Source organism: Mycobacterium sp. (assembly GCF_040509115.1).
Taxonomy (GTDB): domain Bacteria; phylum Actinomycetota; class Actinomycetes; order Mycobacteriales; family Mycobacteriaceae; genus Mycobacterium.
Genome location: NZ_JBEVLO010000298.1, coordinates 1 through 20,426, shown reverse-complemented (window position 1 = coordinate 20,426; position 20,426 = coordinate 1). Strand labels below are relative to the sequence as shown.

The following is a 20,426-nucleotide window of genomic DNA, read 5'->3' as shown; positions in this document are numbered from 1 at the left end:
CCGAACCCGGAAGCTAAGCCTACCAGCGCCAATGATACTAACCACACGGTTGGAAAAGTAGGACACCGCCGAACACCCATTAACCTGAACCCCCCAATTTCGATTGGGGGGTTCAGGCATTTCGAATGAGTCGCGTTTCTCTATATGGTCGCATTCGGCACGACGGACGACACCCGCCTTTGGGCTGGCGTCGGTACCTGCGTCAACGCCACCTGGCAGCACGTAGACTGAGAAACTCGACAGGTGCTCCTCGCGCACACGGTATGAAGCCTCGTCATGCCGACGATCAGCGATGAAGGCACCGGTCACCAGCCATCCAGCGGCCCCGGCGACGTCCGGCGTCGACGTGTGGTCCCACGCGAAGAACAGGAAGGCAGACGTGGCCCAGGAAAGGCAACACGGCGGCGACGAGCGACGGGCCAAGCGCCCGCCCACCGGAGGCGCGCCACGACGCGGTGCCGGCGATCGCGACCGCCGCGGGGGCCCACCGCGGTCGTCGGGTCCCGATCGTGCGCGACGCGCGCAACCGCAGGGCTCGGACCGCGATCCTCGTTCGGACCGCAATGCGCCGCCGATCCCGGCGAACATCGAAGCCAAGCAGTTGGCCCCCGATGTGCGTGGTGAGCTGATGACCCTCGACAAGGCCACCGCCGACTACGTCGCCAAGCATCTCGTCGCCGCGGGAGAGCTGCTCGACGAAGATCCGGAAGCCGCGCTGAAGCACGCCCAAGCTGCCCGTACCCGCTCGGGGCGCATCGCCGCCGTGCGCGAAGCCGTCGGCATCGCCGCGTACCACTGCGGTGACTGGGCGCAGGCACTCGCCGAACTGCGAGCCGCCCGACGGATGGGGAGCAAGTCGCCGCTGCTGGCGCTGATCGCCGACTGCGAACGCGGCGTCGGCAGGCCGCAGCGCGCGATCGATCTGTCCCGCACCCCGGAGGCCGAAGCGCTCACCGGCGACGACGCCGACGAACTCCGCATCGTCGTCGCAGGCGCACGATCGGATCTCGGCCAGCACGAGCAGGCGCTCTCGGCATTGTCGACTCCCGCGCTGGACCCCACCAAGACCGGGCTGACGTCGGCTCGGCTGTTCTACGCCTATGCAGACACCCTGCTCGTTCTCGGCCGCCAGGACGAGGCGCTGCAGTGGTTCATGCACGCCGCGGCGGCCGATCTCGAAGGTGCGACCGATGCCGAAGAACGCATCACGGAGCTGAGCTGACATGACTTCACTCGCGCAGGAACACGACTGCCTGCTGCTCGACCTCGATGGCACCGTCTTCCGTGGGCAGCAGCCCACTGAGGGGTCCGTCGAGACCTTGTCCAACGTCGAGGCGCGGACCCTGTTCGTGACCAACAACGCGTCGAAGGGCTCCCGCGACGTCGCCAAGAACCTGGTGGCGATGGGGTTCGCCGCCGACGCGGCCGACGTGGTGACGAGCGCCCAGAGCGCGGCGCGGCTGCTGGCCGACCAATTGGACTCCGGGGCAAGGGTTCTCATCGTCGGCACCGAGGCGCTCGCCGACGAGATACGCAACGTGGGGCTGGAGCCCGTTCGTCAGTTCTCCGACAAGCCCGCTGCCGTGGTGCAGGGCCATTCGCCGCAGACCGGCTGGCCCGACCTGTGCGAGGCCGCCCTCGCGATCCGCGACGGTGCTCTCTGGGTCGCCGCGAACGTGGACCGCACGCTTCCGTCGGAACGCGGCCTGTTGCCGGGCAACGGGTCCATGGTGGCCGCGCTCGCAGCAGCGACCGACCAGTGGCCGCAGGTGGCGGGCAAGCCGCAGACCCCGCTGTTGCTCGACGCCTTGGCGCGCGGCGACTTCCAACGCCCGCTGGTGGTGGGCGACCGTCTCGACACCGACATCGAGGGGGCCAACGCCGCGGGCCTGCCGAGCCTGCTAGTGCTCTCGGGCGTCGCGACGGTCGCGGACATGGTGCACGCCGACGCGTCGCAGCGTCCCAACTCCGTCGCCGAGGACCTGCGCGGGCTGAACGCGCCGAGTAGCTCGCTGCGCATCGCCCCGCACCCCGCCTGGCAGGTCGACGTCCGACCACACGGCGTGTCGGTCAAGTGGACCGGTCGCGAGGTCGACGATTCCCTGACGGTCGTCCGTGCGGTGGCCAGCGCGGTGTGGGGTTCCGAGCTCGACGGCACGCCGTTCGACGTCATCGGCGCCGACAACACGGCGCACGAGGCGCTGGAGCGCTGGTCGCTGGTACGTCCGGCGGATCGGCTAGCGTGATCGGTGACATGACGACCGATCCCGACCAGATCCGCACCAGGGTCGCCGAGCTACTCGCGGGGCTGCCGCATCCGGATGCCTCCGACGCCGAGCACGTCGACGTGGAGACCATCGCCGCGCGCCTTGAAGAGGCGCACGACCTGCTGGTCCGGGCGCTGGAATCGGTCGAGAGGTAGTCCGGGTGACTCGGCGCGCTCGCGTTGATGCCGAGCTGGTCCGTCGTGGTCTTGCGCGGTCCCGCCAGCAGGCCGCGGAGCTGATCGGGGCGGGTCGGGTCAGCATCGACGGCATGCCTGCCGCCAAGCCCGCCACGGCCATCTCCACCGAGGCCCGCCTGACGGTGGCCGGCTCCGACGAACGCAGCTGGGTGTCGCGCGGCGCGCACAAGCTGATCGGGGCACTCGACGCATTCGGCGTGGCCGTCGACGGCAGGCGATGCCTCGACGCCGGAGCGTCCACCGGCGGGTTCACCGAGGTACTGCTGGACAGGGGAGCCCGCGAGGTGGTGGCCGCCGACGTCGGTTACGGGCAGTTGGCGTGGTCGGTGCGCTCCGACGAGCGTGTGGTGGTCATGGAGCGCACCAACGTCCGCACGCTGACCGCCGAGGCGATCGGCGGGGCCGTCGACCTCGTGGTCGCGGACCTGTCGTTCATCTCACTGGCCACCGTGTTGCCCGCTCTGGTGTCCTGCGCGGCACCCGACGCAGATATCGTTCCCATGGTGAAGCCACAATTCGAGGTCGGCAAGGATCGCGTCGGGGCAGGTGGCGTCGTCTCCGATCCTGCGATTCGCGCCGACGCGGTGCTTTCGGTGGCGCATAGAGCCGCCGAACTCGCCTGGCAGACCGTGGATGTCACGTCCAGTCCGCTGCCCGGTCCGTCGGGCAACGTCGAGTTCTTCCTACGTCTGCGAGCGAGCACCGACCATCCGCTGGTCGGCGCGAGTCTCGAGGACGCCGTCCGCCGTGCCATCGAAGAGGGACCACAATGACCTGCGAGCGCCAAGTTCTGCTCGTCGTGCACACTGGCCGCGACGAGGCCACCGACACCGCGCGCCGGGTGACGAAGGTCCTCGGCGAGAACGGCATTGGACTCAAGGTGCTCGCCGCGGAAGCGGTTGACCACCGTCCGTTCTATCTGGCGGCCGAGGACTTCAACGCCCTCGGCGCCGAGATCGAGGTCGTCGACGCCGACGAGCGCGCTGCCGAGGGATGCGAGCTCGTGCTCGTCCTCGGCGGTGACGGCACCTTCCTTCGCGCTGCCGAGCTGGCCCGCAACGTCGAAATCCCGGTTCTCGGCGTCAACCTCGGGCGCATCGGCTTTCTGGCGGAGGCGGAGGCCGAGGCCATCGACTCCGTGCTCGATCGCATCATCAACCGCAACTACATCGTCGAGGAGCGCATGACGCTCGACGTCGTGGTGCGGGTGGATGGTCAGATCAAACAGCGCGGGTGGGCACTGAACGAGGCCAGCCTTGAGAAGGGCCCCCGGCTCGGGGTGCTCGGCGTGGTCCTCGAGGTCGACGGGCGGCCGGTATCCACGTTCGGATGCGACGGCGTCCTCGTCTCGACGCCGACCGGTTCCACCGCCTACGCGTTCTCGGCGGGCGGCCCAATCTTGTGGCCGGACCTCGAATCGATTCTGGTGGTGCCCAACAATGCTCACGCGTTGTTCGCGCGGCCGATGGTGACCAGTCCGGACGCGTCGATCGCGATCGAGATCGAGGCGACGGGCTACGACGCGATGGTGTTCTGCGATGGTCGCCGCGAGATGGTGGTGCCCGCAGGCGGACGGCTCGAGGTGACCCGCTGCGGAACGCCGCAAAAATGGGTGCGGCTGGACAGTGCGCCGTTCACCGACCGACTGGTACGCAAGTTCCAACTGCCGGTCACCGGCTGGCGGGGGCACAGTGCTCGCTGAGATCCGCATCCAGGAACTGGGCGCGATCAGGGCGGCCACGGCCGAGTTCGACCGTGGGCTGACGGTGTTGACGGGGGAGACCGGCGCGGGCAAGACCATGGTCGTGACGGGTCTGCACCTGCTCGGTGGCGCCAGGGCGGACGCCAGCAGGGTGCGTTCGGGTTCGGCGCGGGCAGTCGTCGAGGGGCGTTTCACCACCACCGAACTGGGCGGCCCCGTCGCCGAGCGGGTCGATGACATCTTGGACTCCTCCGGCGCCGACCGCGACGACGACGGCAGCGTCATCGCGGCGCGTTCGGTCAGCCGGGAGGGCCCGTCGCGCGCCTACCTCGGTGGCCGCAGCGTGCCAGCCAAGTCGCTCAGCACGTTCACCACCGAATTGCTTGCGCTGCACGGTCAGAACGACCAGCTGCGGCTGATGCGCTCCGACGAGCAGCGCGTCGCGCTGGACCGGTTCGCCGACGTCGACGCCCCGCTGGCGAAGTACCGCAAGGTCCGAGACGAGTGGTCGACGTTGCGCCGGGATCTGGCCGATCGCAGGAACCGGGCGCGTGAGTTGGCGCTCGAGGCGGACCGTCTGCAGTTCGGCCTCGGCGAGATCGATGCCGTCGACCCGGAGGTTGGCGAGGACGAGACCCTGGTGGCCGACATCCGCAGGTTGTCGGAATTGGACGCGTTGCGGGACGCCGCGCAGACGGCGCGGGCCGCGCTATCCGGCTCCTTGGACGAGCCGGCTCACGGCGTGGTCTCCGCCGTCGACTGGGTGGGGCAGGCCAAGGCGGCGCTGCAAGGCACCGACGACACCGCGCTGCGGGTGCTGGGCGACCGGTTGGGTGAAGTGCTCGCCGTGGTCAGCGACGTGGCAGGGGAGCTCGGTGACTACCTGAGCGAATTGCCTAGTGACGCAAGCACGTTGGAGGCCAAGCTGGCCCGGCAGGGCGAGCTTCGCAACCTCACCCGCAAGTACGCGGCGGACGTCGACGGGGTGCTCGCATGGGCCACCGACGCGCGGGCGCGGTTGGTGCAGCTCGACGTCTCCGATGAGGCCTTGGCGGCGCTGGCCAAGGACGTCGACGAACTCGAGGCCAAGGTCGTCGCGGCCGCGGTGGAGATCACGAAGGTTCGTACCAAGGCCGCCAAGGCGTTGGCGAAGGCGGTGACGGCAGAGCTTGCGGGCCTGGCGATGTCGGGTGCGGGGTTCAGCATCTCGGTCGGTCCGCTGACCGCGCGCGCCGATGACACCGCGCCGTTGCGGCTGCCGTCGGGCGAGGTCGTGCACGCCGGGCACGACGGGGTGGATGCCGTCGACTTCGGCTTCTCGCCGCATTCGGGCTCGGATGTGCTGCCGCTGGCCAAGAGTGCATCGGGCGGTGAGCTGTCGCGCGTCATGCTGGCCCTCGAGGTGGTGCTGGCCGCGTCCGCCGAGGGTACGACGATGGTGTTCGACGAAGTCGACGCAGGCGTCGGCGGTCGGGCGGCGGTGCAGATCGGACGGCGGTTGGCGCGGTTGGCCCGGACCCATCAGGTGATCGTCGTGACGCACCTTCCTCAGGTCGCCGCCTATGCCGACGTGCACCTCGTCGTCGACAGCAGTGCGGGCAAGGGCAAGTCCAGCGAGGTCCGCAGGCTCAACGAGGACGACAGGGTCAGTGAGTTGGCGCGGATGTTGGCTGGGCTCGGGGAATCGGACAGTGGGAAGGCGCACGCGCGGGAGCTGCTGGATTCGGCGCAACGGGAATCCGCGCATCCGTGATTCGTGACCGAATCGTCGGCTCCACTGTGTTGCAGATGTGACAGAAGATAACTTCTGAGGCTGGTGTTACGGCGCGCCTCCACCTCAACTTGAGGGTTCACCGACAGAATCGCGCCATGAAGATGTCAGCGCTGCTTTCGCGTAATGCCGGCTCGCGGCCGGGGATGTCCGGTACGGCTCGCGTCGATCGCGACATCGACCGCCTGCTGCGACGCGTCGGCCCCGGCGACATCGTCGTGATGGACGCCCTGGACCTCGACCGCATCACCGCCGACGCGCTGGTCGACGCCAACGTCGCCGCCGTCGTGAACGCATCGCCGTCGATCTCGGGTCGCTACCCGAACCTCGGTCCGGAGGTATTGGTCGCCAACGGTGTGGTGCTCATCGACGAGGCGGGCCCCGAGGTCTTCAAGAAGATCAAGGACGGCTCCAAGGTCCGACTGCACAACGGCGGCGTCTACTCCGGGGACCGCCGCATCGCGCTGGGCACCGAGCGCACCAACGAAGAGATCCACGATCTGATGCACGAGGCCAAGTCTGGCCTCGTCGCCCATCTCGAGGCGTTCGCGGGCAACACCATCGAGTTCATCCGCAGCGAGAGTCCGCTGCTGATCGACGGAATGGGCATCCCCGACATCGACGTCGACCTGCACCGCAGGCACGTCGTCATCGTCGCCGACGATGCCGACGCCGCCGACGATCTCAAGGGTCTCAAGCCGTTCATCAAGGAGTATCAGCCAGTGCTGGTGGGCGTCGGAACGGGCGCCGACGTGCTGCGCAAGGCCGGTTACCGGCCGTCCCTGATCGTCGGCGACCCCGAGGCGATGAGCGTCGAGGTCCTCCGCTCGGGGGCACAGGTGGTGCTGCCCGCCGACGCCGACGGCCACGCCAAGGGCCTGGAGCGGATCCAGGATCTTGGCGTCGGGGCCATGACGTTCCCGGCGGCGGGGTCGGCCGCTGACCTGGCGATGCTGCTGGTCGACCATCACGGCGCCTCGCTGATCGTCACCGCGGGCCACCGCGCCAGCATCGAGGAGTTCTTCGACCGCTCCCGCGCGCAGAGCAACCCGTCGACGTTCCTGACACGGCTCAAGGTGGGGCAGAAGCTGGTCGACGCCAAGGCCGTCGCGACGCTGTACCGCAGCCGGGTTTCCGGCGGGGCGATCGCGCTACTGGTGCTGGCGATGCTACTCGCGGTGATCGCGGCCCTGTGGGTGTCGCGGGCCGATGCCGTTGTGCTGCAGTGGTTCAGTGAGTACTGGAATCAGTTCTCGCTGTGGGTGCAGAACTTGGTGAGCTAGCCAGTCGATCAGCACGAGTCGGAAGGCGTCATGATTTCCCTACGCTCGCACGCCATTTCGCTGGCGGCCGTGTTCCTGGCGTTGGCGATCGGGATCGCGCTTGGCTCGGGTCTGCTGTCGAACACCCTGCTGGCCGGCCTCAAGGACGACAAGACCGAGTTGCAGAACCAGATCAACGGCCTGACCGACGAGAACAACGCTCTGAACGAAAAGCTCAGTGCCGCTGGCGACTTCGATGCACAGATGTCGTCGCGCATTCTGGCTGGCTCGTTGAAGGACAAATCGGTGGTGGTATTCCGAACCCCCGACGCGTCCGACGACGACGTCGACGCGATGACCCGCCTGGTCGGTGATGCGGGCGGCACGGTGTCGGGTGTCATCGGGTTGACGCAGCAGTTCGTCGACGCCAACGCCTCGGAGAAACTGCTGTCGGTGGTGAACTCGCCGATCGTGCCCGCCGGGCGTCAGTTGAGCGTGACGATGGTCGACCAGGGGTCCCAGGCCGGCGACCTGCTTGGCATCGCGCTACTGATCCCGAAGGATCCGGCGGCCCCCGCGGTCGACGACGGTCAGCGCGACACCGTGCTGACCGCGTTGCGAGACACCGGCTTCGTGGCCTATGGCGACGAGCGGATTGCGGCAGCCAACGCCGCGCTGATCGTGACCGGCGCCGGCTTGGCCGAGGATGCCGGCAATCAGGGCGCCACGGTCGCACGGTTCGCCGCTGGCCTTGCCCCGCACGGCGCGGGCACCGTGGTCGCAGGCAGGGACGGCTCGGCGTCGGGCACCGCCGCCATCTCGGTGATCCGGTCGGACGCCGCCCTGACCGGTGCTGTCGGCACGGTGGACGACGTGGACACTCAGTCGGGACGGATAACGACGGTGCTCGCGATGCAAGAGTTGATCAGCAACGGCAAGCCGGGGCAGTACGGCACGGGCCGCGGCGCGGCGTCGGTGACCGTCGCTCAATAGGCCCGTGACGTTCCCCGGTCGCGTCGCGCTCCCGGAAACCGGGGTGACCCCCAGCACCTCGACCGGCGCGTCAGCGACGACTTGTCGGTGTCGGTGTTAGGGTGAGATTCCGTGGGTCGGCAGGCCCCAAGCTAGGCCCGACCTAGAAACGTAAGCCCTGCCCCATAGGCCACGGAGGTTGCTCTTGCCAGCGTTACGTAGGCACCCGCAGACCGCGACCAAGCACCTCTTCGTCAGCGGTGGCGTCGCGTCCTCACTCGGTAAGGGTCTGACGGCGAGCAGCCTCGGGCAGTTGCTGACTGCGCGCGGACTGCAGGTCACGATGCAGAAGCTCGACCCGTACCTGAACGTCGATCCCGGCACCATGAACCCGTTTCAGCACGGTGAGGTGTTCGTCACCGAGGACGGCGCGGAGACCGATCTCGACGTCGGGCACTACGAGCGGTTCCTGGACCGCAATCTGTCGGGGTCGGCGAATGTCACCACCGGGCAGGTGTATTCGACGGTGATCGCCAAGGAGCGGCGCGGCGAGTATCTCGGTGACACCGTGCAGGTGATCCCGCACATCACCGATGAGATCAAGCGCCGCATCCTGGAGATGGCCGAGCCGGATTCCGACGGCAACCGACCCGACGTCGTCATCACCGAGATCGGCGGCACCGTCGGCGACATCGAGTCGTTGCCGTTCCTCGAGGCCGCGCGACAGGTGCGCCACGAGGTGGGCCGCGAGAACGTCTTCTTCCTGCACGTGTCGCTAGTGCCGTACCTCGCGCCGTCTGGTGAGTTGAAGACCAAGCCGACGCAGCACTCGGTGGCCGCACTGCGCAGCATCGGCATCAGCCCGGACGCGCTGATCCTGCGTTGCGACCGCGACGTGCCCGAGCCGTTGAAGAACAAGATCGCGCTGATGTGCGACGTCGACATCGACGGGGTGATCTCGACGCCCGATGCGCCGTCCATCTATGACATCCCCAAGGTGCTGCATCGCGAGGAACTCGACGCGTACGTGGTGCGCAGGCTCAACCTGCCGTTCCGAGACGTCGACTGGACCGAATGGGACGATCTGCTGCGCCGAGTGCACGAGCCGCAGGAGACCGTTCGAATCGCTCTGGTGGGCAAGTACATCGACCTCTCGGATGCGTACCTCTCGGTGGCCGAGGCGTTGCGGGCGGGCGGGTTCCGGCATCACGCCAAGGTGGACATCCGCTGGGTGGCCTCCGATGACTGCGAGACCGATTCCTCGGCGGCGGCGGCGCTGAACGACGTGCACGGCGTGCTGATCCCCGGTGGATTCGGCATCCGCGGCATCGAGGGCAAGCTCGGCGCCATCAAGTTCGCGCGCAGGCACGGCATTCCGGTTCTCGGTCTGTGCCTCGGCCTGCAATGCATCGTCATCGAGGCGGCGCGCTCGGTCGGCATCGAAGACGCCAACTCGGCCGAGTTCGATCCCGACACCCCCGACCCGGTCATCTCCACGATGGCCGATCAGGAGGACATCGTCGCAGGCGAAGCGGATCTCGGCGGCACCATGCGCCTCGGCGCGTATCCGGCCGTGCTCGAGCCGGAATCCATTGTGGCGCAGGCGTACGGGGCCACCAACGTCTCCGAGCGGCACCGGCATCGCTACGAGGTCAACAACTCCTATCGTGATCGGATCGCCGAGAGTGGTCTCCGGTTCTCCGGCACGTCGCCGGATGGGCACCTGGTCGAGTTCGTCGAGTACGACGCAGGCGTGCACCCGTTCATCGTCGGCACGCAGGCGCACCCCGAGCTCAAGAGCAGGCCGACGCGGCCGCATCCGTTGTTCGTCGCGTTCATCGGCGCAGCGTTGGGCTACAAGGACGCCGAGCGGTTGCCCGTCGAGTTGGCGACGCAGCGGTCCAACGGCGCCGACCTCGTAGAGCCTGCACACCGTGGCTGAGCACGACTTCGAAACCGTTGAGAGCGAAACCATCTACGTCGGCAAGATCTTTGCGCTGCGCGCCGACGAGGTCGCGATGCCGGGCGGGCGAACGGCGCGGCGTGAGGTCGTCGAGCACTACGGTGCGGTAGCGGTCGTCGCGTTGGACGAGAGCAACAACGTCGCGCTGATCTACCAGTACCGCCATCCCGTCGGCAGGCGGTTGTGGGAACTGCCCGCCGGCCTGCTCGACATCGGTGGCGAGGCACCCCACCTCAGCGCCGCCCGTGAACTCGAGGAGGAGGCGGGCCTAGTGGCCCAGGACTGGGGCGTGCTCGTCGACGTCGTGTCGGCGGCCGGCTTCAGCGACGAATGCGTGCGCGTGTACCTCGCGACGGTGCTGACCGACGTCGGCAGGCCCGAGGCGCACGACGAGGAAGCCGACCTCAAGCTGGAGTGGTTCCCGCTGACTGAGGCCGTGGCGATGGTGCTCAGCGGGGAGATCGTCAACTCCCTTGCGGTGGCCGGGATTCTGGCCGCCAGGACCATCGACCGCGACGTGCAGGCGCTGCGTCCGGTCGACGCGCCGTGGCCCGACAAACCCACCCGGTTCGCCGCCCGCCAAGGATCGAAGTGACCACCGCCGTCCCCGACCAGATCCCCGGTCGCTCCGCTCTCCCCAGCAAGCGGCGGGACCCCCAACACCGAGTCGTCGACGATCAGATCCAGGGCTACCTGGATCATCTGGCCATTGAGCGCGGCGTAGCGGCCAACACGCTCAGTTCCTACCGCAGGGATCTTCGGCGCTACGCCGAACACCTCGGAACGCGGGGCATCGACGACATCGGCAAGGTCGCCGAGGCGGACGTCAGCGAGTTCCTGGTGGCGCTGCGGCGCGGTGACCCCGACCAGGGCCACCCGGCGCTGTCGGCGGTATCTGCGGCCCGTGCGCTCATCGCGGTTCGTGGTTTCCACCGCTTCGCGGAAGCCGAGGGACTGACGGGGCTGGACGTCGCCCGTGCGGTGAAGCCGCCGACGCCGACCCGCCGTCTGCCCAAGAGCATCACCGTCGACGAGGTGGTCGCGTTGCTCGAGGGCGCGGGTGGGGACGGCGAGGCCGACGGTCCGTTGTCCCTGCGCAGCCGGGCGCTGCTCGAGGTCCTGTACTCGACGGGCGCGCGGATCTCGGAAGCGGTGGGGCTCGACGTCGACGACGTGGACACCCAGTCGCGGTCCGTGCTGTTGCGCGGCAAGGGCGGCAAGCAGCGTCTGGTGCCAATCGGGAGGCCGGCGATCAGCGCGCTAGACGCGTACTTCGTGCGCGGCAGGCCGGACTTGGCGCGGCGCGGAAAGGGGACCCCGGCGATCTTCCTGAACGCCAGGGGTGGTCGGCTGTCGCGGCAGAGTGCGTGGCAGGTGCTGCAGGACGCCGCAGAGCGGGCGGGCATCTCGGCGTCGGTGTCGCCGCATACGCTGCGACATTCGTTCGCGACACACCTCCTCGAAGGTGGTGCGGACGTACGCGTGGTGCAGGAGCTGCTTGGTCACGCATCGGTGACGACGACGCAGATCTACACCCTGGTGACGGTATCCGCGCTGCGGGAAGTGTGGGCGGGCGCGCATCCGCGAGCGCGGTAGCCGCCCAGGCGACATCGCGTTCGGACCTCGATGACCCCGTTGGCCTATCGTGATGGAAGCGGAACGACCGTCCAGATATGTCGGTTCGCGAGTTCCGTGAAAGCCACGGCAAAATACGGAACGCTGTTTCGCTTCCCTGAAGGAGGGTCCGACCGTGGCCAACGAGGCGACTGAGGCGACTGATGCGCCCGTGGCACCCGTGGCGCCCGTGGCCTCGCGCCGAGTCCGTGCCGATGCGCAGCGCAACATCGCCACCGTGCTGGAGGCGGCAAAGGCCGTCTTCGCCGAATCGGGAGTGGACGCGCCGGTGCGGGAGGTCGCCGCCAAGGCGGGCGTGGGCGTCGGCACCATTTACCGGCACTTCCCGCAGCGCGCCGACCTGGTAGCGGCGGTGTTCCGCCGCGAGGTCGACGCCTGCGCCGAGGAGGCGCAGGCGCTGGCCGCCCAACTCGAGCCCGGCGAGGCGCTGGCCGCCTGGCTACACCGATACACCGGATTCATCGCCACCAAGCGGGGCCTCGGCTCGGCGCTGCACTCGGGCGACCCGGCCTTCGATCCGCTGCCCGCCTACTTCCAGGAGCACCTCGGCCCCGCGCTCGGTTCGCTGCTGGCTGCTGCGGTCGCGGCGGGGGAGATCCGCGAAGGCGTCGACCCCAATGACTTGCTGATGGCAGTCGCCAATCTCTCGGTGCCGACCCCCGGCGATGGCGGCGGTCAACCGCAGCCGATGGTCGCACTGCTCATCGACGGCCTGCGCTACGGCGCACGTGCTCATTAGTTGAACCGGCCCGCGCGGGTCTGGCGTAGTCGGCGCCGATGTCGGAGTTAAACTCCACGAGATGTTCGCCAAGCCCGAAGGTGCCCTGACCGGCGGCGGTCCCGCATGACCGACGAAGGTCCGACCACCGACGGCGTCGGACTGACCGGACGTGCGCCCCGGGCGATCCCCGAGCCGAAGCCGCGGAGCGTGCACGGCCCGGCGAAGGTCGTGGCGATGTGCAACCAGAAGGGTGGCGTTGGGAAGACAACGTCGACCATCAACCTCGGCGCCAGCCTCGCCGAGTACGGCCGCCGGGTGTTGCTCGTCGATCTCGACCCGCAGGGTGCGCTGTCCGCAGGGTTGGGGGTGCCGCACTACGAGCTCGACCAGACGGTGCACAACCTGCTGATCGAGCCCCGCGTGTCCATCGACGACGTGCTGATGAAGACCCGGGTCAAGGGCCTGGACCTGGTGCCGAGCAACATCGACTTGTCGGCGGCGGAGATCCAGCTGGTCAACGAGGTGGGCCGGGAGCAGTCGCTGGCGCGGGCGCTCCATCCCGTGCTGGACCGCTACGACTACGTACTGATCGACTGCCAGCCATCGCTGGGCCTGCTGACGGTCAACGGGTTGGCCTGCTCCGACCTCGTGATCATTCCGACCGAGTGCGAGTACTTCTCGTTGCGGGGGTTGGCACTGCTGACCGACACCGTCGACAAGGTTCACGATCGGCTGAACCCGAGGCTGAGCATCGGCGGCATCCTCATCACGCGGTACGACCCGCGCACCGTGAACGCCCGCGAGGTGATGGCCCGGGTAATGGAGCGGTTCGGCGATCTGGTGTTCGATACCGTCATCACCAGGACGGTCCGCTTCCCCGAGACCAGTGTCGCCGGTGAACCGATCACCACATGGGCGCCGAAATCTGGTGGTGCACTGGCATATCGGTCGTTGGCGCGTGAGGTCATCGACCGGTTCGGCGCGTGAGTTCGCCGGCACCGGAGGAAACACCGCAGGCTGGCTTCCAGGTCCGGCTGAGCAATTTCGAGGGGCCGTTCGACCTGCTTCTGCAGTTGATCTTCGCCCACCGACTCGACGTGACCGAGGTCGCCCTGCATCAGGTGACCGATGACTTCATCGCCTACACCAAGCACATCGGCCGCCAATTGGAGCTCGACGAGACGACGGCGTTCTTGGTGATTGCCGCCACTCTCCTTGACCTCAAGGCGGCGCGCCTGCTGCCCGCCGGTCAGGTCGACGACGAGGAGGACTTGGCGCTGCTGGAGGTCCGAGACCTGTTGTTCGCGCGGCTGCTGCAGTACCGCGCGTTCAAGCACGTCGCGGTGATGTTCGGCGAGCTCGAGGCCGCCGCGCTGCGCAGCTACCCACGCGCGGTAGCGCTGGAGGAGCAGTTCGCCGACCTGTTGCCCGAGGTCATGCTGGGTGTGGACGCCGACGCCTTCGCCCAGATCGCGGCGACGGCATTCACCCCGCGGCCCGTCCCCGTCGTCGGTACCGACCACCTCCACGTCCAGGGAGTGTCGGTTCCGGAGCAGGCGCGACGGCTGCTGAGCCTGCTAGAGGACCGTGGCGTCGGGACGTGGGCGTCATTCTCGGACCTGGTGTCGGACTGCGGGACGACGATTGAGATCGTGGGACGGTTCATGGCGCTGTTGGAGTTGTTCCGGGCCAACGCGGTAGCATTTGACCAGCCAGAACCGCTTGGTGTGCTGCAGGTTTCGTGGACCGGGGATCGCCCGACCAACGAGTACCTGACCGCGGCGGTGGAAGAGTGAGAACGACGCAATGACTGACGAGTATCCGGGTCTTGGCGCGGGCCCCGACCCGAGCCTCGATCTGGGCACGGATCTTGATGACGACCTCGGGACCGACCTGGGCATCGACGTCGCGCACCAGCCCGAGTTGGACGACGCCGAGCTCGGCGCGGCGCTCGAAGCGCTGCTCCTGGTGGTGGACACCCCGGTCCCAGTCGACGCCCTGGCGTCGGCGGTGGATCAGCAGGCGGACCGGGTGGCGGCCAAGCTGCGGCTGATGGCCGCCGACTTCGCCGCGCGCGAGAGTGGCATCGATCTGCGCGAGGCGGGCGGCGGGTGGCGGATGTACACCCGGGCCCAATATGCGCCCTACGTCGAAAAGCTGCTGTTGGACGGAGCCCGTTCCAAGTTGACCAGGGCCGCGCTGGAGACTCTCGCCGTCGTGGCCTACCGGCAGCCGGTGACCAGGGTACGCGTCAGCGCAGTGCGCGGCGTGAACTGCGACGCGGTGATGCGGACGCTGCTGGCCCGCGGACTCATCACCGAGGCAGGCACCGACTCCGATACGGGTGCAGCCACTTTCGCGACGACGGAGCTGTTCCTCGAGCGGCTTGGACTGTCGTCGCTGACTGAACTGCCCGACATCGCGCCGCTGCTGCCCGACGTCGACAGCATCGACGACATCAGCGAAAACCTGGGCGACGAGCCGCGATTCGCCAAGCTAGGCGTGGTGTCGAACAACCGACCGCTCGCCTTCGACGTGGACAAGGACTGACATGGCCGACGGAGATGAAGGCACTCGCCTGCAGAAGGTGTTGTCGCAGGCAGGGATTGCGTCGCGGCGCAATGCCGAACGGATGATTCGCGACGGTCGCGTCGAGGTCGACGGGCACATCGTCACCGAGATGGGAACCCGCGTCGACCCCGATGCCTCCGAGATCAGGGTCGACGGAGTGAAGGTCCGCGTCGACGACACGATGATCTACCTGGCGATCAACAAGGAAAAGGGCATGCACTCGACGATGTCCGACGATCAGGGCAGGCCGTGTGTCGGCGACCTGGTCGAGTACCGGGTGCGCGGTCACAAGAAGCTGTTTCACGTCGGGCGGCTTGACGCCGACACCGAGGGATTGTTGATCCTGACCAATGACGGCGAACTGGCGCACCGGCTGATGCATCCGTCCTATGAGGTGCCCAAGACGTATCTGGCGACGGTCATCGGCGCCGTGCCGCGCGGGCTCGGCAAGAAGCTCAAGGCTGGAATCGAGTTGGACGACGGGCCGATTCACGTCGACGACTTCGCGATGGTGGACACGATTCCCGGCAAGTCACTGGTCAAGGTGACGTTGCACGAGGGACGCAAGCGCATCGTGCGCCGGATGCTCGCCGAGGTGGGGTTCCCGGTGGTCGAACTGGTGCGGACCGACATCGGCGCGGTCACACTCGGCGAGCAGCGGCCTGGCACCATCCGAGTGCTGACCAGCAAAGAAGTCGGCGAACTGTACAAGGCGGTGGGAATGTGAACGGCCCGTTGGTGATTGCCGTCGACGGCCCAGCAGGTACCGGAAAGTCTTCGGTCTCGCGGGGTTTGGCGCGCGCACTGGGTGTCCGCTATCTGAACACCGGCGCGATGTACCGCATCGTGACGCTGGCGGTGTTGCGGGCAGGCGTCGACCTCGACGACGCCGAAGCCATCGGTGCGCTGGCGGCCCGGGTGGACCTCGCCGTCGGTTTCGATCCCGACGAGGACCTGTACTTCCTTGGCGAAGAGGATGTCTCGGCCGAGATCCGCGGTGACGCCGTCACCAAGGCGGTGTCCGCGGTGTCGGCGGTCCCCGTCGTTCGGACCCTGCTGGTGGATCGGCAGCGGGAGCTCGCCGACGGCACCACCGGCGTGGTGGTCGAGGGTCGCGACATCGGTACGGTCGTCCTGCCCGACGCCGACGTGAAGGTGTTCCTCACCGCGTCGGCTGAGGAGCGGGCGCGCCGGCGCAACGACCAGAACGTCGAATCCGGTCTCGCCGACGACTACGACGCGGTACTGGCCGATGTGCGGCGCCGCGACCACCTGGACTCGACGCGCACCGTGTCGCCGCTTCGCGCGGCCGACGACGCCGTGGTCGTGGACAGCAGCGAAATGTCTCAATCCGAGACCACCGCATACCTTCTCGACCTCGTTGAGCAGAGAGCCGGGGCTTCCCGATGAGTGAAATCGACTCCACGTCGGACGCCGACGGCACGTGGTCCGACGAAGGCGACTGGGAGATCGGCGACGCGGAGGAGTTCGACGTCGACGGCCTGGAAGCCGAGTACGCGCCGCCGCCCGTCGTCGCGGTGGTCGGACGGCCGAACGTCGGCAAGTCCACGCTGGTGAACCGGATCCTGGGCCGCCGCGAGGCTGTCGTGCAGGACATTCCTGGCGTCACCCGTGACCGGGTGTCCTACGACGCCAGCTGGTTGGGGCGCAGGTTCATGGTGCAGGACACCGGCGGGTGGGAACCCGACGCGAAGGGTCTGCAGCAGTTGGTGGCCGAACAGGCGACCGTCGCGATGCGCACGGCCGACGCGATCATCCTCGTCGTCGACGCGGTCACCGGTGCCACCACTGCCGACGAGGCAGCTGCCAAGCGGCTGCAGCGGGCTGGCAAACCAGTCTTCTTGGCGGCCAACAAGGTTGACAACGAGAAGATGGAGTCCGAGGCCGCGTTGCTGTGGTCGTTGGGGCTGGGGGAGCCGCACCCGATCAGCGCGATGCACGGCCGCGGCGTCGCCGATCTGCTTGACAGGGTGCTCGAGGTCCTGCCCGAGGTTTCCGAACTGGGATCCACGACGGGCGGTCCGCGACGAGTGGCGTTGGTGGGCAAGCCCAATGTCGGCAAGAGTTCGCTGCTCAACCGGCTCTCGGGTGACGAGCGCTCGGTGGTGCACGACGTCGCGGGTACGACCGTCGATCCCGTCGACTCCTTGATCGAATTGGATGGCAAGCTTTGGCGCTTCGTCGACACGGCGGGTCTTCGGCGCAAGGTGGGCCAGGCGAGCGGGCACGAGTTCTATGCGTCGGTGCGGACGCACGGCGCCATCGACGCGGCCGAGGTGGTCATCGTCCTGATCGATTCGTCGCAGCCGCTGACCGAGCAGGACCAGAGGGTGCTGACGATGGTCATCGAGGCGGGCCGCGCGTTGGTGCTGGCGTTCAACAAGTGGGACCTCATGGACGAGGACCGGCGTTATCTGCTGGACCGCGAGATCGACTTGTCGCTCGAGCAGTTGCAGTGGGCGCAGCGAGTGAACATCTCGGCCAAGACCGGCCGGGCGGTGCAGAAACTGGTACCCGCCCTGGAGGGTGCGCTCGCGTCGTGGGACAAGCGCGTCTCGACCGGTCGGCTGAACACCTTCATCAAGGAGGTCGTCGCGGCGACGCCGCCGCCGGTGCGCGGTGGCAAGCAACCCAAGATCCTGTTCGTGACGCAGGCGACGGCGCGACCGCCGACGTTCGTGCTGTTCACGTCCGGTTTCCTGGAGGCTGGATACCGGCGCTTCATCGAGCGGCGATTGCGCGAGGAGTTCGGCTTCGACGGCAGCCCGATCCGGATCAACGTGCGGGTGCGGGAGAAGCGGAGTCAGGGCGGCAAACGGCGCTAGATAGGGTCAGTGGGTGTCGGTAACCCACATGATCCTGATCGCGGTGGCGGGCGTCGGTGCCGGTGCCATCAACGCGGTCGTCGGCTCGGGCACCCTGATCACGTTCCCCACGCTGGTCGCCCTGGGGTATCCACCGGTGACGGCAACGATGTCGAACGCGGTCGGACTGGTGGCCGGCGGCGTCTCGGGGACGTGGGGCTACCGCCGGGAGCTGAAGGGCCAGTGGGACCGGCTGCGCTGGCAGATACCCGCGTCGTTCCTGGGCGCGGGTGTCGGGGCGTGGCTGCTGCTGCACCTGCCGGAGAAGGTGTTCGTCGCGGTGGTGCCGGTGCTGCTCGTCGGCGCGTTGCTGCTGGTGGTGTTCGGCCCCCGGATCCAGGCGTGGGCCAAGGGTCGGGCAGGCGATGATGCGGAGACGGTCTCGACGGGTCGGATGGTCCTGGTGGTCCTCGGCACCTTCGCCGTCGGCGTCTACGGCGGCTATTTCACGGCGGCCCAAGGCATTTTGCTGATCGGTGTGATGGGGACCCTGCTGCCCGAGTCGGTACAGCGGATGAATGCGGCGAAGAACCTCCTGTCGTTGGTGGTGAATCTGGTGGCCGCCGCGGCGTACACGATCGTGGCGTTCGACCGGATCAGCTGGCCGGTGGCCGGGCTGATCGCGGCGGGCTCGCTGCTCGGTGGGTTCCTCGGTGCGCACTACGGCAGGCGGCTGTCGCCGACCGCTCTGCGCGTGGTGATCGTGCTCGTCGGACTGATCGGCCTGTATCGGCTGATCACCATCTAGAACTGGTGGCGCTCGGCTTCCTGTTCGAGAACGGCGTCGAGGTCAGCAAGGCGGTCCATCGACGAGACCATGCGCTGGGTCCTGTTGTTCTTGGCGAGCACGTCCCGGTGGCGGTGCACGAAGTTCCAGTAGCCGGCGGTGAAGGGGCAGGCGTCGTCCCCGACGCGCTTCTTGGGGTCGTAGGCGCAGTCGCCGCAGTGGTCGCTCATCCGGTTGATGTAGGCGCCCCCTGCGGCGTACGGCTTGGTGGCGAGCAGGCCGCCGTCGGCGTGCTGGCTCATGCCGACGACGTTGGTGGGCATGACCCAGCGGAAGCCGTCGACGTAGGCCGTAGCGAACCACTCGGTGAGTTGGCGAGGTTGGTAGCCGCGCTGCAGGGCGTGGTTGCCGAGAACCATGAGCCGCTGGATGTGGTGGCTCCAGCCGCGGTCGCGGACGCCCGCGATGGCATGGCGCAGGCATTCGGCGGTGACCTCGTCGGGGTCGAGCTCGGTCCACCAGCCGGGGAGCTCGGTCGTGGCGTCGAGTTCGTTGTGGCTGGTGTAGCTGGGGCCGAAGTGCCAGTAGAGGTGCCACATGTATTCGCGCCAGCCGAGGATCTGGCGGATGAAGCCCTCGACGGCAGCCAGTGGTGCTTCCTTGCGGTGGTAGGCCCGCTCGGCGGCCTCGACGGCGTCGAGGGGGTGCAGCACGCCGAGGTTGAGCGGCACAGACAGCAACGAGTGGGACATCGCCCAGTCCTCGCCCATGATGGCGTCCTCGTAGCGGCCGAACGTCGGCAGCCGGTGCTCGATGAACCTCTTCAGCGCGCGCTGAGCTTCGGTGGGGGTGACGGCGAACAGGCGCGGGCCGTCGGCGCCGACGGTGTCGAGGTTCATGGCGTCGAGGTCGCGGCGAACATGCTCGTCGATGTCGTCCTCGCGCGGTTGGTACGGCTTGGGCAGACCGAGCGTCTGCTGCTTCTTGGGTGGGGGTTCGCGGTTGTCCTCGTCGTAGTTCCAGCGGCCACCAACGGGTTCACGGCCGTCCATGAGGACGTCGAAGCGGCGGCGCTGATCGCGGTAGAAGTCCTCCATGCGGAATCGTTGGCGATTGCCCGCCCAGTGTTGGAAGTCCTTGCGGGGCAACGCGAACGTCGGTGTGGGCAGGACGTCGGCGACCAGGCCCTGCTTCTTGAGCTTCTCGACGAAGCGTTCCGCGGCGTGGGAGGTCGGTTCGTGGACGAGGACGGGGCGGCCGTACTGCTCGAGGGCGTCGGTGTAGTCGTCGGTCTGCAGCAGGGTGGCGCGGTCGCCGAGGTCCCGGTGGGCGTGGCGCAGGGCGGACAGGATGAGGTGCAGCTTCTGCCGGTGATAGCGGCGTTTCCGCAGTGCCGAGCTGGCCTCGACGAGCAATACCTCGCGGTGGGCGTGCTCGCCGCCGTGGGTGGCGGGGCCGAGCTGGTCGGCGAACAGCCACAGGGGAGTGTCGTCGCGCGTCGTCGAGGTCACCCGTCGGTATTACCCCGGGGCGCCACGTCTGACGCGGTTGGGATTCCGGGTGCGGGCTGCGGTAGCATTTCGACCGCTGCCGGCGATCCCGGCAGCACCGCGGGCTGTGGCGCAGCTTGGTAGCGCACTTGACTGGGGGTCAAGGGGTCGCAGGTTCAAATCCTGTCAGCCCGACGCGGGCGAGAGGTGGTTTCCGGTCTCCGGGGGCCACCTTTTTCGTGTCGTGACCAAACTGCGTACCC

At 68.0% G+C, this 20,426-nt stretch carries 20 protein-coding genes and 1 tRNA gene; 20 read left to right on the top strand and 1 reads right to left on the bottom strand.

Going from position 1 to position 20,426, the window contains the following annotated elements:
* The first annotated feature begins 379 nt into the window (after positions 1-379).
* The 19 genes from ABW137_RS20675 (at position 380) to ABW137_RS20585 (ending at position 18,694) form a co-directional block, all read left to right on the top strand.
* Positions 380-1,222, top strand: coding sequence for a tetratricopeptide repeat protein (locus tag ABW137_RS20675; RefSeq protein WP_526403307.1), 843 nt, complete (start codon positions 380-382; stop codon positions 1,220-1,222).
* Position 1,223: 1 nt separating this feature from the next.
* Complete coding sequence (locus ABW137_RS20670; protein WP_526403304.1) at positions 1,224-2,246, top strand: HAD-IIA family hydrolase; 1,023 nt, start codon at positions 1,224-1,226, stop codon at positions 2,244-2,246.
* 8 nt (positions 2,247-2,254) lie between these two features.
* Positions 2,255-2,422 carry a hypothetical protein gene (locus ABW137_RS20665; protein WP_526403303.1) on the top strand — a complete coding sequence of 56 codons (168 nt, stop codon included), beginning with the start codon at positions 2,255-2,257 and terminating at the stop codon, positions 2,420-2,422.
* A gap of 5 nt (positions 2,423-2,427) precedes the next feature.
* On the top strand, positions 2,428-3,237 hold the full coding sequence (locus tag ABW137_RS20660) for a TlyA family RNA methyltransferase (protein ID WP_526403302.1): 810 nt from the start codon (positions 2,428-2,430) through the stop codon (positions 3,235-3,237).
* Complete coding sequence (locus tag ABW137_RS20655; RefSeq protein WP_526403301.1) at positions 3,234-4,166, top strand: NAD kinase; 933 nt, start codon at positions 3,234-3,236, stop codon at positions 4,164-4,166. Before ABW137_RS20660 ends, ABW137_RS20655 begins: the two co-directional genes overlap by 4 nt.
* Complete coding sequence (recN, locus tag ABW137_RS20650) at positions 4,156-5,919, top strand: DNA repair protein RecN (RefSeq protein WP_526403300.1); 1,764 nt, start codon at positions 4,156-4,158, stop codon at positions 5,917-5,919. Before ABW137_RS20655 ends, recN begins: the two co-directional genes overlap by 11 nt.
* A 116-nt stretch (positions 5,920-6,035) precedes the next feature.
* Entirely contained in the window at positions 6,036-7,220 is a 1,185-nt protein-coding gene (gene steA, locus ABW137_RS20645) for a putative cytokinetic ring protein SteA (protein WP_526403299.1), read from the top strand.
* Positions 7,221-7,250: 30 nt separating this feature from the next.
* A complete protein-coding gene (locus ABW137_RS20640; protein ID WP_526403298.1) occupies positions 7,251-8,192 on the top strand; it encodes a copper transporter in 942 nt (313 codons plus the stop codon).
* A 184-nt stretch (positions 8,193-8,376) separates the two neighbouring features.
* Positions 8,377-10,113, top strand: a complete 1,737-nt coding sequence (gene pyrG, locus ABW137_RS20635; protein ID WP_526403297.1) for a CTP synthase — start codon at positions 8,377-8,379, stop codon at positions 10,111-10,113.
* Positions 10,106-10,729: an NUDIX domain-containing protein gene (locus ABW137_RS20630; RefSeq protein WP_526403296.1), complete on the top strand. Its 624-nt coding sequence runs from the start codon at positions 10,106-10,108 to the stop codon at positions 10,727-10,729. The genes pyrG and ABW137_RS20630 overlap by 8 nt, the downstream gene beginning before the upstream one ends.
* A gap of 86 nt (positions 10,730-10,815) precedes the next feature.
* Positions 10,816-11,730 (top strand): site-specific tyrosine recombinase XerD, encoded by a 915-nt coding sequence (gene xerD, locus ABW137_RS20625; RefSeq protein WP_526403306.1) that lies wholly within the window; start codon positions 10,816-10,818, stop codon positions 11,728-11,730.
* Between the two features lie 154 nt (positions 11,731-11,884).
* Entirely contained in the window at positions 11,885-12,508 is a 624-nt protein-coding gene (locus tag ABW137_RS20620) for a TetR/AcrR family transcriptional regulator (protein ID WP_526403295.1), read from the top strand.
* Between the two features lie 105 nt (positions 12,509-12,613).
* Positions 12,614-13,477 carry a ParA family protein gene (locus ABW137_RS20615; RefSeq protein ID WP_526403294.1) on the top strand — a complete coding sequence of 288 codons (864 nt, stop codon included), beginning with the start codon at positions 12,614-12,616 and terminating at the stop codon, positions 13,475-13,477.
* Positions 13,474-14,286, top strand: coding sequence for a segregation/condensation protein A (locus ABW137_RS20610; RefSeq protein WP_526403293.1), 813 nt, complete (start codon positions 13,474-13,476; stop codon positions 14,284-14,286). Before ABW137_RS20615 ends, ABW137_RS20610 begins: the two co-directional genes overlap by 4 nt.
* Positions 14,287-14,296: 10 nt before the next feature.
* Entirely contained in the window at positions 14,297-15,040 is a 744-nt protein-coding gene (scpB, locus tag ABW137_RS20605) for an SMC-Scp complex subunit ScpB (protein ID WP_526403292.1), read from the top strand.
* 1 nt (position 15,041) lies between these two features.
* Complete coding sequence (locus ABW137_RS20600; protein WP_526403291.1) at positions 15,042-15,788, top strand: pseudouridine synthase; 747 nt, start codon at positions 15,042-15,044, stop codon at positions 15,786-15,788.
* The gene (gene cmk / locus ABW137_RS20595; RefSeq protein WP_526403290.1) at positions 15,785-16,471 is read left to right on the top strand and encodes a (d)CMP kinase; all 687 of its coding nucleotides are present in this window, start codon (positions 15,785-15,787) and stop codon (positions 16,469-16,471) included. The genes ABW137_RS20600 and cmk overlap by 4 nt, the downstream gene beginning before the upstream one ends.
* On the top strand, positions 16,468-17,907 hold the full coding sequence (gene der, locus ABW137_RS20590; protein WP_526403289.1) for a ribosome biogenesis GTPase Der: 1,440 nt from the start codon (positions 16,468-16,470) through the stop codon (positions 17,905-17,907). The genes cmk and der overlap by 4 nt, the downstream gene beginning before the upstream one ends.
* A 28-nt stretch (positions 17,908-17,935) precedes the next feature.
* The gene (locus ABW137_RS20585) at positions 17,936-18,694 is read left to right on the top strand and encodes a sulfite exporter TauE/SafE family protein (RefSeq protein ID WP_526403305.1); all 759 of its coding nucleotides are present in this window, start codon (positions 17,936-17,938) and stop codon (positions 18,692-18,694) included.
* Here ABW137_RS20585 and ABW137_RS20580 read toward each other — a convergent pair.
* Positions 18,691-20,184 carry a cryptochrome/photolyase family protein gene (locus tag ABW137_RS20580; protein WP_526403288.1) on the bottom strand — a complete coding sequence of 498 codons (1,494 nt, stop codon included), beginning with the start codon at positions 20,182-20,184 and terminating at the stop codon, positions 18,691-18,693. The two genes, ABW137_RS20585 and ABW137_RS20580, sit on opposite strands and share 4 nt — an antisense overlap.
* Positions 20,185-20,284: 100 nt before the next feature.
* Between ABW137_RS20580 and ABW137_RS20575 the strand changes: the two genes are divergently transcribed.
* Positions 20,285-20,358, top strand: a tRNA-Pro gene (locus ABW137_RS20575).
* The last annotated feature ends 68 nt before the right edge of the window (positions 20,359-20,426 follow it).

What these genes read in the sequence shown, in the direction of transcription:
- ABW137_RS20640 (WP_526403298.1), top strand. Translation starts at nt 7,251, where the DNA reads ATGATTTCCCTACGCTCGCACGCCATTTCGCTGGCGGCCGTGTTCCTG.
- der (WP_526403289.1), top strand. Translation starts at nt 16,468, where the DNA reads ATGAGTGAAATCGACTCCACGTCGGACGCCGACGGCACGTGGTCCGAC.
- ABW137_RS20600 (WP_526403291.1), top strand. Translation starts at nt 15,042, where the DNA reads ATGGCCGACGGAGATGAAGGCACTCGCCTGCAGAAGGTGTTGTCGCAG.
- ABW137_RS20665 (WP_526403303.1), top strand. Translation starts at nt 2,255, where the DNA reads ATGACGACCGATCCCGACCAGATCCGCACCAGGGTCGCCGAGCTACTC.
- ABW137_RS20655 (WP_526403301.1), top strand. Translation starts at nt 3,234, where the DNA reads ATGACCTGCGAGCGCCAAGTTCTGCTCGTCGTGCACACTGGCCGCGAC.
- ABW137_RS20585 (WP_526403305.1), top strand. Translation starts at nt 17,936, where the DNA reads ATGATCCTGATCGCGGTGGCGGGCGTCGGTGCCGGTGCCATCAACGCG.
- steA (WP_526403299.1), top strand. Translation starts at nt 6,036, where the DNA reads ATGAAGATGTCAGCGCTGCTTTCGCGTAATGCCGGCTCGCGGCCGGGG.
- ABW137_RS20670 (WP_526403304.1), top strand. Translation starts at nt 1,224, where the DNA reads ATGACTTCACTCGCGCAGGAACACGACTGCCTGCTGCTCGACCTCGAT.
- scpB (WP_526403292.1), top strand. Translation starts at nt 14,297, where the DNA reads ATGACTGACGAGTATCCGGGTCTTGGCGCGGGCCCCGACCCGAGCCTC.
- ABW137_RS20615 (WP_526403294.1), top strand. Translation starts at nt 12,614, where the DNA reads ATGACCGACGAAGGTCCGACCACCGACGGCGTCGGACTGACCGGACGT.